Raw genomic sequence first — 14229 nt, forward strand, 5'->3', positions numbered from 1 at the left:
TGGCCCTGGAAGGCTTGGCTCCCCTGGAGTTCCTGGCTAAACTACAGGCGGAGTCGGTTCCCCAAGAGTCTCAGATGTGTTGACCGGTTACACTAGCTAGACGCGGACAACCGACTTGTTATAAACTTTGACTCGGTATAAAAATAGCCAATGGCTGATAGCCAGGTAGCAAAAAGCTGTGAGCCATGTGCTGTCCGCGACGATCTGGTCTGGAGGGAACATGCGAATCAAGAAAATTGGTGTGGTTGGTTCAGGTACCATGGGTGGTGCGATTGCGGCGCTGGCCGCCTCGGCAGGGGTGCCGGTGGTGATGCTGGATATGCCGGGGCAGGAAGACAGGCTCGAGCTGGTCAAAAAAGGCCTCGAGCGTCAACTCAAGAGCAAGCCGGCCAGCTTTATGGACAAAAGCCGCGCAGCCCTGATTGAGCTCGGCACCACCGACGAGCTGGAAAAGCTGAAAGACTGCGACTGGATCGTAGAGGTTATCGTCGAGAAGCCTGAGCCCAAGCAGGCCCTGTTTGCCCGGCTGGAGGCCCTGGGGACCCAGGCCATCGTGAGCTCCAACACCTCCGGCATCCCCATGAAGACCCTGCTGGAAGGCCGGGGTGAAGCCTTCCGCAAGCGCTTTTTGGGCACCCACTTCTTCGCCCCGGTGCGCTACTTGCACCTTTTAGAACTGATCCCCACCCCCGAGACCGACCCGGCAGTGCTACAGACCATGCGCCAGTTTGGTGAGCGCATTCTGGGCAAGGGCACGGTGATCTGCAAGGACGCCCCTGGCTTCATTGCCAACCGGCTGGGGGTATTTGGCATGACCCAGGCCATGCGCCTGATGATCTCGGAGGGCCTCACCATCGACGAAGTAGACGCGCTCACCGGCCCGCTGGTAGGCCGCCCCAAGAGCGCCACCTTCCGCACCGGCGACATCTCCGGCCTGGACGTGCTCAAGCTGGTTTCCACCGAGCTTTCGCACACCACCGGCGAAGACTTCCGCATGCCCGACTGGGTTGAGCAGCTCATCCAGCAGGGCCACCTAGGCGAGAAGACCGGGGCTGGCTTCTACAAGAAGGTGGGCAAGGACATCTACACCTACGACTACACCAGCGGCGAGTACAAGCCCCAGCAGAAGCTGCGCCTGGATGAGATTGCGGCCATCAAAGACCTGCCCCTGAATGAGCGCTTAAAGCGGGTGGGCGACCTGCCCGGCAAGTACGGGGCTTTCGTCCGCAAGCTGTTTTTGATTAACGCCCATTATGCCCTCGAGAAAGCCCAGGAAATCGCCTACGACATCGTTTCGGTAGACCGGGCGCTGGAGTGGGGTTTTGCCTGGGATCAAGGCCCCTTCAAGAACATGGACGCGGTGGGGCTGGACTACCTGCGCAAGGGCTTTGCCGAGCTGGGCCTGTCCGAGCCCGAACTGCTCAAGAAGGCCCAGGGGAGCTTCTACAAGGACGGGCAGTACCTGGGCTTCGATGGGCAGTACCACCCCATTCCCTCGGAGGAAGGGGTTATCCGCCTCGAGCCGCTCAAGGCAGCAGGCAAGACCCTGTTGGAGGGGAAGGAGTATGCCCTCTTAGACCTGGGCGACGGGGTAGCCCTATACGAAAACCGCGCCAAAATGGGCACCTGGGGTGAGGGCTCGATCTCCGGGCTGCACAAGTCGCTGGACTGGGTGGATGCCCATGGCTACGCTGGTCTGGTGATCGGGCACGAAGACCCCCGCACCTTCAGCGCAGGGGCCAACCTGGCGCTGGTGCTGATGGCCGCGCAGGAAGGGGCCTGGGACGACCTCGAGCTGGCTACCCGCCGTTTCCAGCAGACCTCCATGCGCCTGCGCCGCTCGCCTTTCCCGGTGGTGGCGGCGCCCTTCGGGCTTACCCTGGGGGGCGGGGCCGAGTTTAGCCTGCACTCCAGCGCCATTCAGGCCCACGCCGAGCTCTATATGGGCCTGGTCGAGACCGGGGTGGGCTTGTTGCCAGGCGGGGGCGGCACCAAGGAACTGCTGTTCCGCTTTACCCAGGAGCTTTCGGCTTACGGGCCCGAGATCGACCTGTTTGGAGGGGTCAAGCGGGCCTTCCAGATGATTATGCTGGCCCAGACCTCGACCAGTGCGCTCGAGGCCCGCAACATGGGCTTTTTGCGCCAGAGTGACGGCATCAGCATGAACCGCGACCGCCTGATTGCCGACGCCAAGCGCCGGGTGCTCTTTATGGCCCCCGACTTCGTCCCACAACCACCCGCCAAGGTTCGTGCCTTGGGCAAAGATGCGCTGGGCAACCTGCGCTATGCGCTGTGGCAGTTCCAGGAAGCCAAGCAGGCCAGCGAGCATGACGTGGTGGTGGGGAATGCGGTGGCCTATGTGTTGTGCGGTGGCGATGGGCCGGCCCGCGAAGTAACCGAGCAGGACATCCTGGACTTAGAGCGCGAGGGCTTCCTGAAGCTGCTGGGTACCAAGAAAACCCAGGAGCGCATCGCCCACACCCTCAAGACCGGCAAGCCCCTGCGGAACTAACCTGCGAACACCCAGAAGGCCCCACCCCGGCTTCGCCAGGATGGGGCTTTGTAACGCGGGGGGGTGCAAAAATCACCAGCCTGGGCCCAGGGCCTTGCTAGGGTTAGGGCAGGGGAGACCTACCTACACCACCTCATGGCCCAACTCGATGCTGCAACCGGAATCGAACGAGCACTAAAGCACCTGGCTAAAGGAGAGGCTGCACAGGCCCTGCAAGTGCTGGACAGGGTTTCCTGGGCTGACCTGGGCTGGCCGGAGTACTGGCGGGTTCGGGCCCAGGCTTTCTTGTTGCTTGGCGACGCCAGGCAAGCAGCCAAGTGCGCGTGGGAAGGTTTGCTGGAAGACCCCGATAACCTCGATCTGCACGTGCTGCGCGTGCGCGCCTTGCTGAAAGCCGAGGAACCCCTCAAGGCCCAGGAGGCCCTGAACCAGGCCCTGGAGGTGGCTCCGTACAACCTCGAGCTGCAGGCCCTGGCCGATAGCCTGGAGGCCCAGCTCGAGCCGAATACTCAACCACCAGCCCCACCTGCACCAATGCCCACAGCCCAGTTTTTGGGTAACCATGCGCGGGATGATTGGCGCACGGCCAGAGACCGGTCTCAGGACAGGCCGCTATTCGGCGAGACGGAGGCCCGCGCAATCCGGCGGGCGTTCAATGGCAGCAGCCAGGCCCACATGGGAAAAGGGGCCGGTAAGACAAAAGGGCAGGGGCGCAGCGCGTTGTGGGCGCTTGTTTTTGTGCTAGCGGGTTTTGGGCTGGTGCTTTACTGGCTTTGGTCGCAGATTTCTGGATAATGTGGGGCTTTCTGGCACGGCGGTGCGATGTGTATTCTGTTTCGCCGAGATACCCGGATTATCGTATCCTTTACCAGATGAAACTTTGGATGTGGTTTGCACTTCCTTTGGCAGGTTTGCTGGGCTTTTGGCTGTTGCAGCCAAAAGCCGTCTCTAGGGTAGAAGTGTTGCCCTCGGCTACCCTCGAGCAAATGGATGGTCAGATGGTCAATCTGGCCGACTTCAAGGGCAAACCCATTGTGCTCAATGCCTGGGCCACCTGGTGTGGGCCGTGCCGCCGCGAGATGCCCCTGCTGGTGGAGGCGGCCCGGGCCAACCCCGAGGTTCATTTCGTTTTTTTGAACATCAGCGATGGCCCAGAGGCCGTGAGGGCTTTTGAGAAAGAACTCGGGCTAAAAATACCCAATGTGCTGCTCGATCCCGAGGCCAGGCTTAGCGAGCCGCTGCGTATTCAGGGCCTGCCGGTCACGCTTTTCTACGATGCTGAAGGTACCCTGGTGAACCGCCACATTGGCGAGATTGATGCTGCAGAGCTAAAGGCCTTACTACAAGCATTCTGAACAGCGCCCATACAGCACGATTTCGTGCTTCTCGGTTTTGAATCCTTTGGGCAGCATAAAGGAAAAGTCGCCGGGGCAGCCCTCGAGCTCAAACACCTTGCCACAGAGGGTGCAGTGGAAGTGGTGGTGGTGTGTTTTGCCGGATAACTCGTAGCGCGGGGCCTCTCCCGGTAGCTCGACTGGAACCGCGCTGCCTTCTTCAACCAGCCCTTTGAGGGTACGGTATACGGTGGCGATGCCGAGGCCGGGTACTTTGTGGCGGGCCGCCTCGAGCACCTCGGTGGGGGAGAGGGGTCGGTTGAGCTCTCGCATCACCTCACGGATGGCTTGCCGCTGGCGGGTGGAACGCTCCATGTGCTTCAGAATACCAGAGTCGGGCCTTGACAATGTGATAATGAGTTATCATTATAGACAGAAGTGTAAGGAGGCTATCCATGCGAGGTATCGTTCAGATGGGATTTGTACTGGCCCTGGGTTTTGCTGGGGTGCAGGCTCAGGGAGTACCGGTTGCGGCCACCACTGGTTTTATTGCCGACATGGTGCGAAATGTGGGGGGTGGCCGGGTTTCGGTGGTGCAGGTGGTGCCCGATGGGAGCGACCCCCACAGCTTCGAGCCGCGTCCTTCGGTCATACAGGCCATTGCTAAATCCAGGGTGGTGTTTGCCAACGGGCTTGCGCTCGAGCCGTTTTTGCATAAGCTCGAGGCCCAGCTACCCCGCAAAGCCCGGGTGGTGGAGCTGGCCGACGGGATGCCCAACCTGATCGAGGTGGCCGAAAAAGAAGGCCACCGGCAGGAGAAGGAGCACGACCACCAGCACGGTGCCTACGACCCCCACCTGTGGCTCGACCCCACCTACGGCATCCGCTACGTGCAGAAAATACGCGACACCCTAATATCGCTAGACCCTGCCGGGCGGGCAGCCTACACCCAGAACGCCGCCCGGTACATCGACCAGATCCGCCAGGCCGATGCCGAGGTGCAGCGCTGCCTGGCAAGTATTCCTCCGGCCCGCCGCAAGCTGGTCTCCCAGCACGCCTCGCTTGGCTACTTTAACCGCTACTACAAGCTCACCAGCATTGGAAGCATCGCTGATTTTGTGGGGCAGGAGCGCGGTCCCGCCAGCCTGGCCCGGCTGGCCCAGGCCATGAAGAAGGAGGGCGTGCGGGTGATCTTTGTCGAACCGCAGTTTTCCCAGAACCAGGCCCGCGCCCTGGCCGAGGCCACCGGGGCCCGCATCGTGCGCATCTACTCCGATGCTTTTGACAACACCGTCAATACCTACCTCAAGCTGATTCAGGCCAATGGTCAGGCCATCTGCCAGGCCTTCCGGTGATAGATGCTGCACTGTGCGGAAGGATAGGCAAAAGGGAGAGTTGCTTGGAGGGGTGTGGCCTGTTTCGGTTGAAACGCTTGGCCCAACGCTTTCGCTCTGGCAAAAAGGTATTGCTTCGACCTGTGCAGGCGAGGCCTCGAGCCCACAAAATCCACCACACTGCCTTTAACGTTTTGTGCAGATGCTCCGATCATGAACTGCCATCCAGCTCAAAATCCGCTCGCGGTGCAGTTTTGGCTGTGGGGCCAGGACGTGCTGGCGGGCTACCTCGAGGCCTTCGGCTTCAGGAAATACCCCAACCCTTTGGGAAAGGGCTCGAGCATCTACCGCAAGGAGGGGGTGGGGCTGCACTCTAGCGCCGCCTGGCAAAAGACCCCCCAGGGTGTGCTGGTCTATCTGCGACCTGCCGAGGGTTTTTTTCTGTTGGAGGATGACAGCACCCTGCCGGCCCTGCCCGGTCGGGCCGAGACTGTTAACTGTGCCTGGGGCCTCGAGGCCCTGCATCCCTTTGTAGAGGCCTACGAGGCCTGGATCGTGCAACAGGCAGGGCTGGCTTATCGTAAAGGCCTATTGAGCAACCTGCCCCCTGCAGCCCGGCGCGCCAGGACGGTTTGGGAAGGCTGGGTATTCGCACGGCCACCTTTGTCCGAGGTGATGCTTGAATACACCGCTTGAATGCCTTTTAACGCTGGGCGTTGCCGCTGTTCAAAAAGGCCACAATGCCCTCGGCCAGCCCGCTGGCAAGCTGGGCGCGGTAGGCGCTTGTGCCCAGCTTTTTGCCTTCGGTCGGGTGGTTCACAAAGCCCACCTCGACCAGGATGGCCGGAATGCGGGCGTTGCGGATGACGTAAAAGGGCGCTGTCTGAACCCCCCGGCTCACCGCGCCGGTCTCGCGCACCATGGCGCGCAGGGTTTTGAGGGCGAGCTGCTCGGAAAACTTGAGGTTGGCCTGGGCCAGCAAGTCGCTCATGAGCCGCTGGGCCACGCTCCGGGCTTCCTGGGTCAGGCGCTGCCCTAAAGCACCGCTTCCGTTCTCCAAAATGGCTTTGGACAAAAGCCGCTGGTCAATGGTCTCGCCGAAGTAGTACACCTCAATCCCCTGGGCTGCCCGCTCGGCGGCGTTGGCGTGGATGGAGACAAACAGGGTGCGCTTGCTATCGGCCATGGCGGCCCGCAGCCCCAGGTCGGTGGCCTTGCTGGCCGACAGGTGGCGGTCGCTGCTGCGGGTAAGCACCACCTGGATGCCCCTGGCCTCGAGCAGCCGCTTGGTGCGCAGGGCGATGTCGAGCACCACTTCCTCTTCGCGTACGAATCCTACTGCGCCGGGGTCCAGGCCCCCATGGCCGGGGTCGAGCACCACCACCGGCGCGGGCGCTTTGGCGCGGGGTCGGGTGGTACTGCTGCTCTGCACCTCGAGCACCAGACGGCGGGGGTTGGAAAGCGCCTGGGTGCGGTAGCTCGTGCCCGCTTTGAGGGTTACCACATAGGTCGAGCCACCCGGACTGGGGGCGGCGCGGTAGCCCACAACCTGGGGGGTGTTGAGCAAGGTTCGCAGGGTGCGCGGGGGCGTGCCCCAAAATCGGATGACCACCTCGTTGCCCTGACGGCTCAGGCTAAATTTCGCCTCGCCGGGGATGGTAAAAACCAGGCGGGTAAGGTCACTTTCGGTGCCCACTCGAGGTTGTGCAAAGCCCAGGGAGGCTATACCTACCATCAAAGCAAGAAAATACTGCATCTAACGGGATTGTAGCGCTTAGGTATGAGATTTGATATAAGCCCTGGAGGCCACAAGAATACTTCGGCGGGCGACCCCAGCCTAGCAAGCGAGCCGGTAAGCCCAATAAGCCCGTTTTTCCTGAGGCATGCCGGGGGCCATAATGCTACCAGCAGGCCAGGAGGCATCCGATGTGGGTAGATACCAACAGCGTAGTGAAACTGGAATATGAGCTATGGGTGGAGGGCCACAAGCTCGAGGGCACCGACGGCCTCCCCAAAACCATCCTGATGGGCCACGCCCCCGAGCTGCCCAGGGGCCTGGAGGTGGCCTTGCTGGGCAAAGCTCCAGGCAGCTACCAGGAGGTGGTGCCCCCGGAACCCTATAACCCGGCCCTCTGTACCCAGGTGATGGCCAGTGAGTTGCCCGACCCTCCCCGACTGGGCGGAGGCTACAGCGGCGAGGGACCGCAAGGCGAACCCCTGCTGTACCGCGTGGTCGCCATTGAGGGGGAGCGGGTTATGCTGGATGCCAACCCGCCCCTGGCAGGAAAGACCCTCGAGTACCGCTTTACCATCCACAGCGTGCGCCCTGCCGAGCCAGGGGAGCTCGAGCACGGCCATGTCCACGGTGAGGGCGGGGTTCACCATTAAGACCCAGGCCACCGCCGCTCGATGTAGTCCAGCTTTCGACCCCGCAGCAGCCACGCCGCCACCAGGGTGGTAAGGGGAACCGCCAGTACCAGTGCCAGCGAACCAACCAGCATGGTCACGATTTCAGCGGCGAAGGTTTCGTTGTTGAGCAGCAACGCCAGCGGGACATCGCTCTGGCTGAAGAGCAGCAGCAGCGGAAGCGAGCCTGCCGCGTAAGCCAGAATCAGGGTGTTGACCAGGCTGCCAATGTGGTCAAAGCCCACCGCCATGCCCCTGGTGTAAAGCTCCCGCACGCTGTAGCGAGGGTTGGCCTGAACCAGGGCCTGCACGACGGCGGCCTGCGTGACGGTTACATCGTTCAGAGCACCCAGGGCCCCCACCACCACCCCGGCCAGGTACAGCGAGACCAGATCCAGGTTGCCCCCAAGCTGGAATCGGGCTAAAAAGGCTTCCTCCGAGGTCAGGCCGGTAAACTGCATCCACTCTGTGAGCAGGGCCGACAGCACCAAAGCCGAAAGCGCGGCAAAGGTGGTGCCGACAAGGGCCGCACTGGTTTTGCGGTTGATGCCGTGCACGAAATAAATCGAGAGCGCCAGGATGCCAAAAGCTCCCACAAAGGTAACCAGCAGTGGGTTGTTGCCGGCAGCAATCTGCGGCACCACAAAATAGGCCAGAACACCCATGCTGGCCGCCGTACCCAGCAGGCCCCGCAAGCCCTTGCCACGGCCCAGCGCCACCGTAGCCAGCACAAATAGCCCCAGCAACATCCACAGGTATTGCAGCCTGTAGGGCTCGGCGAGGTAGGTCTTGCCATCGGCCTGGTAGACCACCACCAGCTGCCCGACGCGAAAATCGAGCGCATCCGCAGGCAGTTCCGCTTTTTTAAGCTGGTTTCCAATGCGTACGGTTGCGCTCTCTTGACCAAGCGCCACTATGCGGGCAATGGCGTATGCGCCAGGGGCAGCGGGTTCTGGCCCGGCGTTGTTTTGCGCCCAGGCCAGGCCTAAAACGAGCAGGAGAGCAATCCACAAACGCATGGCTCAATCCTATTGGGCTTTTGCATGAGAGGGACATGACCATCCAGCCAGGCCTTTATTTTCGTAGTAAACTACATTAGCAGCAAAAGCAAAAGGGGGACACACGATGAACACAACGCCGTCCATTACCGACACCGTGATGAACATGGTTGGCCAGAGCGTCCAGGTATTAAGCAAACCCAGCGTAGAAACCTTCGAACAGTACGAAGACAAAGGCACCCTTCGCGAAGCCATCATCTACGTGCTGATTGCCTCGGTGATTACGGGTTTGCTTGGCCTGGGAGGAGGGGTAAGTGGCTTCCTGAGCGGCATTATTGGCACCATTGTAGGGTTTCTGGTTTTCACCTACCTGGTGCACTACGTGGGCAAGTCGCAAGGGGGTACTGGAACGCTGGACAACGTGGCTTATACCTTTGCTTTGTTCTGGGCGCCCATTAACGTGCTGTTCGCGGTGATTAGCCTGATTCTACTGATCACCCTAATTGGCATCTTTCTGATTCCCTTGCTGGTTATAGCGGCCCTGGTTATCAACGTCTACTTTGCCTATCTGGCGGTACAGTCGAGCATGAACCTGCGAGAAAGCGGCAAGATTTGGATCACGCTGGGTGCGGCTTTTGTCGGAACTCTGGTGGTCAGTCTGGTTATTGCCTCAATCTTGAGCTGAACGAGGAAGCATAACTTGATGCGTTGCGGGAGCCCTTAGCTGAAGCACGGTGAGCAGCAGCTCTTATCGCACGCTCCACAGACGTGGTCTCCCGCCCGGTAGGCCACTGTGTTATGCAGGACAAAGCACTCAAGTGATGAGTGGCTCAATATTTGTGCAGAGCGCTCTAATGAGGAAACCCGGGCCTTGTGTGCCTGGCTATGAATCCTTACCAACCACACAGCCCCGCCCCTGCCAGCCAACCTGTACCACCTGGTTATCCTGCACCAGCACCGGTACGGTTCGCTGGCCGTGGGTTAGGCGCAGCATGCGCTTTAGCGCTTCTGCATCGGACTCCACGTCGTATTCTATAAACTCCAGGCCCCGCCACTGCAAATCTTCGCGCAACTCGGCGGTAAAAGCACAGCTAGGTGTACCGAAAAGCTCCAGCACAATTTCCCCCTAGCAAATTCTGGGCAAGGGGTCGCCCACCAGCATATCCACGACCCGGCTCGAGCCATACCCGTTGGTTGTATAGACCACCCCACCCGGTTTTTCGAGTACCTCGCCCACCAGCACGGCCTCCTGACCACCAGGGCTACGCCGGACGGCCTCGAGCGCAGCCTCGGCAAACTCGCTGGACACAATGGCGATAAACTGCCCTTCGTTGGCAATGTGTAGGGGATCCAGGCCCAAAATTTCACAGGCCCCCCGCACCGCCTCGCGCACAGGGATGGCCTCCTCGTCGAGCCTGAGGGCCAGCCGGGTTTCGCGGGCCAGCTCGTTGAGGGCAGTGGCAACCCCACCCCGGGTCGGGTCGCGCATCCAGCGCAGGCCGGGGGCTGCTGCTTCGATGAGGGCCTCTACCAGGGGCCAGACCGAGCGGGTGTCGGATTTCAGGTCGGCCTCGAGGTCGAGTTCCCCCCGCGCCAGCAGCACGGTAATGCCGTGGTCGCCAATCGGGCCAGATAACAGAATCTGGTCGCCCGGACGCACTGCCTTGGCCGAAAGCGCAACCCGGCTGTCCACCAGGCCAATGCCGCTGGTGCTGATATAAAGCCCATCGGCCTGGCCGTGCTCCACCACCTTGGTATCGCCCCCCAGCACCGCTACCCCCGCCCGCTGGGCCGTTGCTTGCATGGCCTCGAGCTCGGCTTGCAGTGTTTCGACCGCCAGGCCCGCCTCCAGAATCAGGCTCGAGAGCAGCGCCAGGGGCCTGGCCCCCGAGACCGCCAGGTCGTTGACGGTACCGTTTACCGCCAGCTCGCCGATAGATCCCCCCGGAAAACGCAGGGGCCTGACCACAAAACTATCGGCAGTAAAGGCCAGCGACGAGGTGTCCAGACTGAGCAAAGCCGCATCGTTCAGCGTGGGGTTGCCAAGAATGGGGGCAATTAGCCCCTCGATTAGTCGGCGGCTGGCCTTACCCCCCGCGCCGTGGGCAAGCTCGATCTGGTTGTCCTTGAAGCGAATGGATGTTGTTTTGCTCATGGCTTCAGTCCTCTGCCGCCACCGGGCCCCGGTGGTAATTGTAGTAAGCGGCACAAGCCCCTTCCGATGAGACCATCAGTGCACCCAGGGGGTGCTCGGGGGTACAGGCCTTACCAAAAAGCTTGCACTGGGGCGGCTTGAGCAGGCCCCGCAGCACCTCGCCGCACTGGGCGTCTCCCGGTTCTGTAGCGCGCACCCCTGCCACCCCAAAGCGCACCTCGGCGTCCCAGGCAGCAAATGCCGGGCGCAACTTGAGGGCCGAATTGGCAATGAAGCCCAGCCCCCGCCACTCGAAGGTGGGGCGGAGCTCGAAGACCTGCGCCATAACCGCCTGGGCGGCGCGGTTGCCTTCCCAGGAAACTGCCCGCTCGTACTGAATTTCCACCTCGGCCCGGCCCTGGTTGAGTTGCCTGAGCAACATCACCAGGCTTTGCAAGAGGTCGAGCGGCTCAAAGCCCGAGATGACCACCGGCCTTCCGTATTCCCTGGCAATGGCCTCGTAGGGCTCTGCGCCAATCACGGTAGAAACATGCCCCGGCCCGATAAAGCCATCCAGGCCAATTTCGGGCGAGTCCAGAATGGCCCGCATGGCCGGAATGATGTTGACATGGTTGCTAAAGACAGTGAAGTTTTCGATGCCCATTTTTTGCGCCCGCAACACCGTGAGGGCCGTGGAGGGGGTGGTGGTCTCGAAACCTATAGCAAAAAAGACCACCTGCCGGTCGGGGTTTTTTTCGGCCAGCTTGAGCGCATCGAGCGGTGAGTACACCATGCGGATATCCGCGCCTTTTGCCTTTAGCTCGAGGGGCGAGCCCATCTGGCCGGGAACGCGCATCATGTCGCCAAAGGCCGTAAGGGTGACCTGTGGAATCTGGGCCAGTTTCAGGCCCTCGTCCACCCGGCCCATGGGCAGCACACACACCGGGCAGCCAGGCCCGTGAATGAGCTCGAGGTTCTGGGGCAGCAAATCCTGCAGGCCAAAGCGGTAAATGGCATGGGTGTGCCCGCCGCAGACCTCCATGATGCGGTAGCGCCGTTCGGGATGGGCAAGGCGGCGAATTTCTGCAGCCGCTTTTTCGATGAGCTGGGGGTTGCGGAACTCGTCGATGTATTTCACGGTTCCTCCTGTGCGCTCGAGGGTGGGGGTAGCCTGTGAATGGCGACGCCCATATGCACCAGGAGCACATCACCTACTTGCAGGTCGGGAAACAGGTCGGTGGCTACGCTGGCCTGCTGACCCAAACGGTCTTCTACCAGGGCTTCGTAGCCTTCTACTTTTACTACGTAGACCGGCACCGCCACATCACCACAGGTGGTGCAGCCGTCCTGGTCGAGGGTGCAGCTACTGTAAAACTCGAGATCAACTGGGGGCATCTGGCCTTTGCTCCTCTTCGGCAAACTGGTAGCCCTCGAGTTCTTCCAGGGCTGCGTCGGCCTCGCCCAGCCTGGTCAGCAAATCAAGTTGCTCCATGGCTTGGGTTTCGCTGATCTTGCTCATGGCAAAGCCCACGTGAATCAGCACCCAGTCACCCAGAGAAACCTCTTCTTGCGAAAGCAGATCCAGGTTGACTTGGCGGCGCACTCCTGAAACCTCGACAGTTGCAAAGTGGTGGAACTCGTCGTTGAATTGCACAACCTTACCGGGGATGGCAAGACACACTAACAACCTCCTTTTGCTTTACAAAAAGCTACCACAAACACAATCAAGGCCAAACCTAGCATGGAGGTCATGTGCATGCAACAGGACAAACGTCCTACGAAAAAATGCGGTTTATACGGGTTTCTTATGCTTACCGAAAGGGGTCTTGGCTATCCTGTCAAAGCTTTGAGGAGGATTTCTTGCGTGACCTCCATCCAGTCCAGCAAGCGGCTGCCCTCGGCAGGCAGCTCACCTAGGAGCTTGCGAAAAACCGCAACATCCAGCATTACAACCCATAAGGTTCCTTCTTTCTCGAATAGTGTGACGCGTAAGGGAAGCCATAGCCCCATCTCGGGCTTTGCCGATAAAAAAGCTCGATCTAGCTTGGGTGCGTCTAGCTCGAGGGTCACCACTTTGGGGCCGCTGTAATCTTCCCCTGCATATTGAAACAAGGGATGAACTGCAACCACACGGTATCCTTCGCGCTCGGCGGCTTCTGCAAGTAGCTGGGCGGCCTGGGGTAAGTCCTGTGCTCTATAAACGGGGTAGGCACGCGGGGAAAAGGTAATGGGAAGTTGCATAGTTTTCCTGGAAATTAGGCTAGTGTCTTGAGGGCTTTGGCTTGTTTGAGCTCTTCCAGCACAATGCGCTGGATTCCGCGCTTGCAGGTTGGGCAGTTGGTGGGGACTCTCAGCATCGTTGAAATCGCCTCTACATCCCACAGATTTTGTTTGACCAGACCACGCACATCAGATTCATGTAGGGTGTGTGCATTACACAAGAACAACGAGGCTTCGGTTTCGCTCGACAAAACCCGTGCCTGGGTATAGCACTCCTCCCAAAAGCGTTGTTCGATTTGAGCCATTTTTTCAGTAAAGGTTTCTAAGTCCAGGTCGGCGAGTTGTTCTTCGTACTCGAGCAGGGGAATTGCATACTGTCTAAGGTGCTCGAGAGCCTGCTGAATGACTGGGTCGTGCTGGTGACGCATCTGGTACAAGGCCCAGAAATTGCTGCTGGTCCAAGGAAGCTCGGAATCCAGGTTCTCCAACAGAGGGATTACTAGAGCCTTGGCCTCTTGAGAATGGGCCTCCATCTGCTCAATAAACGCAAAAAGTCCGTTCATGTGGAGTCCTCTGCTGTTTCGCCAGTCATGTATAAGTGAATAAGTTTCAAGTTTTCCTGAGCTTCGGAAGCACTAATCTTCTCGATGGCCTGACCTGCATGCAACAGCACCCAATCGCCTACCTGCACGTCTTCAAGTAGTCCAATAAAACAGTGCCGCGTAGTGTTGCCCAACTTAAGAACGGCACTGTCCTGATCTACTATCTCCACAATTTCATACGGTATTCCCAAACACATCTTTTCTTTACCTCCCTGTTTCAGGGCAGATTAAAGCCATCTGCCTGGAGCCTGGCCTCGGTCGTACCAAACAAGCGCGGGTTTGCCTGGTACCACTCTGGAAAAGGTGCAGGTATTCTGTAAGGTCTGGGTTGCAATTTTTGCACTGGATTTAAACGCGGCATGAATCTGCCAAGCCACCAACTCTCTAAACATATTTTATTTACACTATCCAGGACTGCTTGGGGCAAGGTACGTTAGTCCCACCTGGTTTGCTTTATGGCGATGACTTGGCTTCAAAGGTGGGCAGATAATCATTCTGGTCCCTCGAGCCCCAGGTATTACTCGCCCATTATGGGATTTTGTGGAGGTTCTGCAAACCAGAGCGTGCGAGTTTAGGATAGCTAATAAACGTACCCTTACAGTGGAGGTTTTATCTAGTTGACAAACATACCTTCGTGTGCTACTTGACCTTGCCCCCAGGGATGTGAAAAAAGAGGGGGTGCTATGCAT

18 protein-coding genes are annotated in these 14229 nt (G+C 59.7%); 7 read left to right on the top strand and 11 right to left on the bottom strand.

Annotated elements, in window-relative coordinates:
* The first annotated feature begins 220 nt into the window (after positions 1-220).
* The 3 genes from ABWU19_RS11840 (at position 221) to ABWU19_RS11850 (ending at position 3867) form a co-directional block, all read left to right on the top strand.
* Positions 221-2512: a 3-hydroxyacyl-CoA dehydrogenase/enoyl-CoA hydratase family protein gene (locus tag ABWU19_RS11840; RefSeq protein ID WP_435901887.1), complete on the top strand. Its 2292-nt coding sequence runs from the start codon at positions 221-223 to the stop codon at positions 2510-2512.
* 135 nt (positions 2513-2647) lie between these two features.
* Positions 2648-3307, top strand: coding sequence for a tetratricopeptide repeat protein (locus ABWU19_RS11845; protein WP_435901888.1), 660 nt, complete (start codon positions 2648-2650; stop codon positions 3305-3307).
* Between the two features lie 77 nt (positions 3308-3384).
* A complete protein-coding gene (locus ABWU19_RS11850; protein ID WP_435901889.1) occupies positions 3385-3867 on the top strand; it encodes a TlpA family protein disulfide reductase in 483 nt (160 codons plus the stop codon).
* Here the strand turns inward: ABWU19_RS11850 and ABWU19_RS11855 are convergent.
* Positions 3853-4221 (bottom strand): Fur family transcriptional regulator, encoded by a 369-nt coding sequence (locus ABWU19_RS11855; protein WP_435901890.1) that lies wholly within the window; start codon positions 4219-4221, stop codon positions 3853-3855. The two genes, ABWU19_RS11850 and ABWU19_RS11855, sit on opposite strands and share 15 nt — an antisense overlap.
* An 80-nt stretch (positions 4222-4301) precedes the next feature.
* On the opposite strand from ABWU19_RS11855, the gene ABWU19_RS11860 reads away from it, so the two are divergent.
* Both ABWU19_RS11860 and ABWU19_RS11865 read left to right on the top strand, forming a co-directional pair.
* Positions 4302-5201, top strand: a complete 900-nt coding sequence (locus ABWU19_RS11860) for a metal ABC transporter substrate-binding protein (protein ID WP_435901891.1) — start codon at positions 4302-4304, stop codon at positions 5199-5201.
* A gap of 192 nt (positions 5202-5393) precedes the next feature.
* Positions 5394-5876: a hypothetical protein gene (locus ABWU19_RS11865; protein ID WP_435901892.1), complete on the top strand. Its 483-nt coding sequence runs from the start codon at positions 5394-5396 to the stop codon at positions 5874-5876.
* Positions 5877-5883: 7 nt separating this feature from the next.
* On the opposite strand, the gene ABWU19_RS11870 is transcribed toward ABWU19_RS11865, so the two are convergent.
* On the bottom strand, positions 5884-6936 hold the full coding sequence (locus ABWU19_RS11870; RefSeq protein ID WP_435901893.1) for an N-acetylmuramoyl-L-alanine amidase family protein: 1053 nt from the start codon (positions 6934-6936) through the stop codon (positions 5884-5886).
* A 170-nt stretch (positions 6937-7106) separates the two neighbouring features.
* Here ABWU19_RS11870 and ABWU19_RS11875 point away from each other — a divergent pair, with 170 nt between their 5' ends.
* Positions 7107-7568 carry an FKBP-type peptidyl-prolyl cis-trans isomerase gene (locus ABWU19_RS11875; RefSeq protein ID WP_435901894.1) on the top strand — a complete coding sequence of 154 codons (462 nt, stop codon included), beginning with the start codon at positions 7107-7109 and terminating at the stop codon, positions 7566-7568.
* On the opposite strand, the gene ABWU19_RS11880 is transcribed toward ABWU19_RS11875, so the two are convergent.
* Positions 7565-8605, bottom strand: a complete 1041-nt coding sequence (locus ABWU19_RS11880; RefSeq protein WP_435901895.1) for a YibE/F family protein — start codon at positions 8603-8605, stop codon at positions 7565-7567. The two genes, ABWU19_RS11875 and ABWU19_RS11880, sit on opposite strands and share 4 nt — an antisense overlap.
* A 106-nt stretch (positions 8606-8711) precedes the next feature.
* On the opposite strand from ABWU19_RS11880, the gene ABWU19_RS11885 reads away from it, so the two are divergent.
* Entirely contained in the window at positions 8712-9269 is a 558-nt protein-coding gene (locus tag ABWU19_RS11885; RefSeq protein WP_435901896.1) for a YIP1 family protein, read from the top strand.
* Positions 9270-9467: 198 nt separating this feature from the next.
* Here ABWU19_RS11885 and ABWU19_RS11890 read toward each other — a convergent pair whose 3' ends face one another.
* The 8 genes from ABWU19_RS11890 to ABWU19_RS11925 form a co-directional block, all read right to left on the bottom strand.
* On the bottom strand, positions 9468-9701 hold the full coding sequence (locus ABWU19_RS11890; protein ID WP_435901897.1) for a Uxx-star family glutaredoxin-like (seleno)protein: 234 nt from the start codon (positions 9699-9701) through the stop codon (positions 9468-9470).
* A gap of 9 nt (positions 9702-9710) precedes the next feature.
* On the bottom strand, positions 9711-10739 hold the full coding sequence (gene hypE / locus ABWU19_RS11895; RefSeq protein ID WP_435901898.1) for a hydrogenase expression/formation protein HypE: 1029 nt from the start codon (positions 10737-10739) through the stop codon (positions 9711-9713).
* A gap of 4 nt (positions 10740-10743) precedes the next feature.
* A complete protein-coding gene (gene hypD / locus ABWU19_RS11900; protein ID WP_435901899.1) occupies positions 10744-11856 on the bottom strand; it encodes a hydrogenase formation protein HypD in 1113 nt (370 codons plus the stop codon).
* Entirely contained in the window at positions 11853-12113 is a 261-nt protein-coding gene (locus ABWU19_RS11905; RefSeq protein ID WP_435901900.1) for a HypC/HybG/HupF family hydrogenase formation chaperone, read from the bottom strand. Before ABWU19_RS11905 ends, hypD begins: the two co-directional genes overlap by 4 nt.
* Positions 12100-12399 carry a HypC/HybG/HupF family hydrogenase formation chaperone gene (locus tag ABWU19_RS11910; RefSeq protein WP_435901901.1) on the bottom strand — a complete coding sequence of 100 codons (300 nt, stop codon included), beginning with the start codon at positions 12397-12399 and terminating at the stop codon, positions 12100-12102. The genes ABWU19_RS11905 and ABWU19_RS11910 overlap by 14 nt, the downstream gene beginning before the upstream one ends.
* Before the next feature lie 149 nt (positions 12400-12548).
* On the bottom strand, positions 12549-12959 hold the full coding sequence (locus tag ABWU19_RS11915) for a DUF302 domain-containing protein (protein ID WP_435901902.1): 411 nt from the start codon (positions 12957-12959) through the stop codon (positions 12549-12551).
* A gap of 14 nt (positions 12960-12973) precedes the next feature.
* Complete coding sequence (locus ABWU19_RS11920) at positions 12974-13501, bottom strand: (2Fe-2S)-binding protein (protein ID WP_435901903.1); 528 nt, start codon at positions 13499-13501, stop codon at positions 12974-12976.
* On the bottom strand, positions 13498-13737 hold the full coding sequence (locus ABWU19_RS11925) for a HypC/HybG/HupF family hydrogenase formation chaperone (RefSeq protein ID WP_435901904.1): 240 nt from the start codon (positions 13735-13737) through the stop codon (positions 13498-13500). The genes ABWU19_RS11920 and ABWU19_RS11925 overlap by 4 nt, the downstream gene beginning before the upstream one ends.
* Positions 13738-14229: the final 492 nt, after the last annotated feature.

The organism is Meiothermus cerbereus (assembly GCF_051297115.1).
Lineage (GTDB): Bacteria > Deinococcota > Deinococci > Deinococcales > Thermaceae > Meiothermus > Meiothermus cerbereus_A.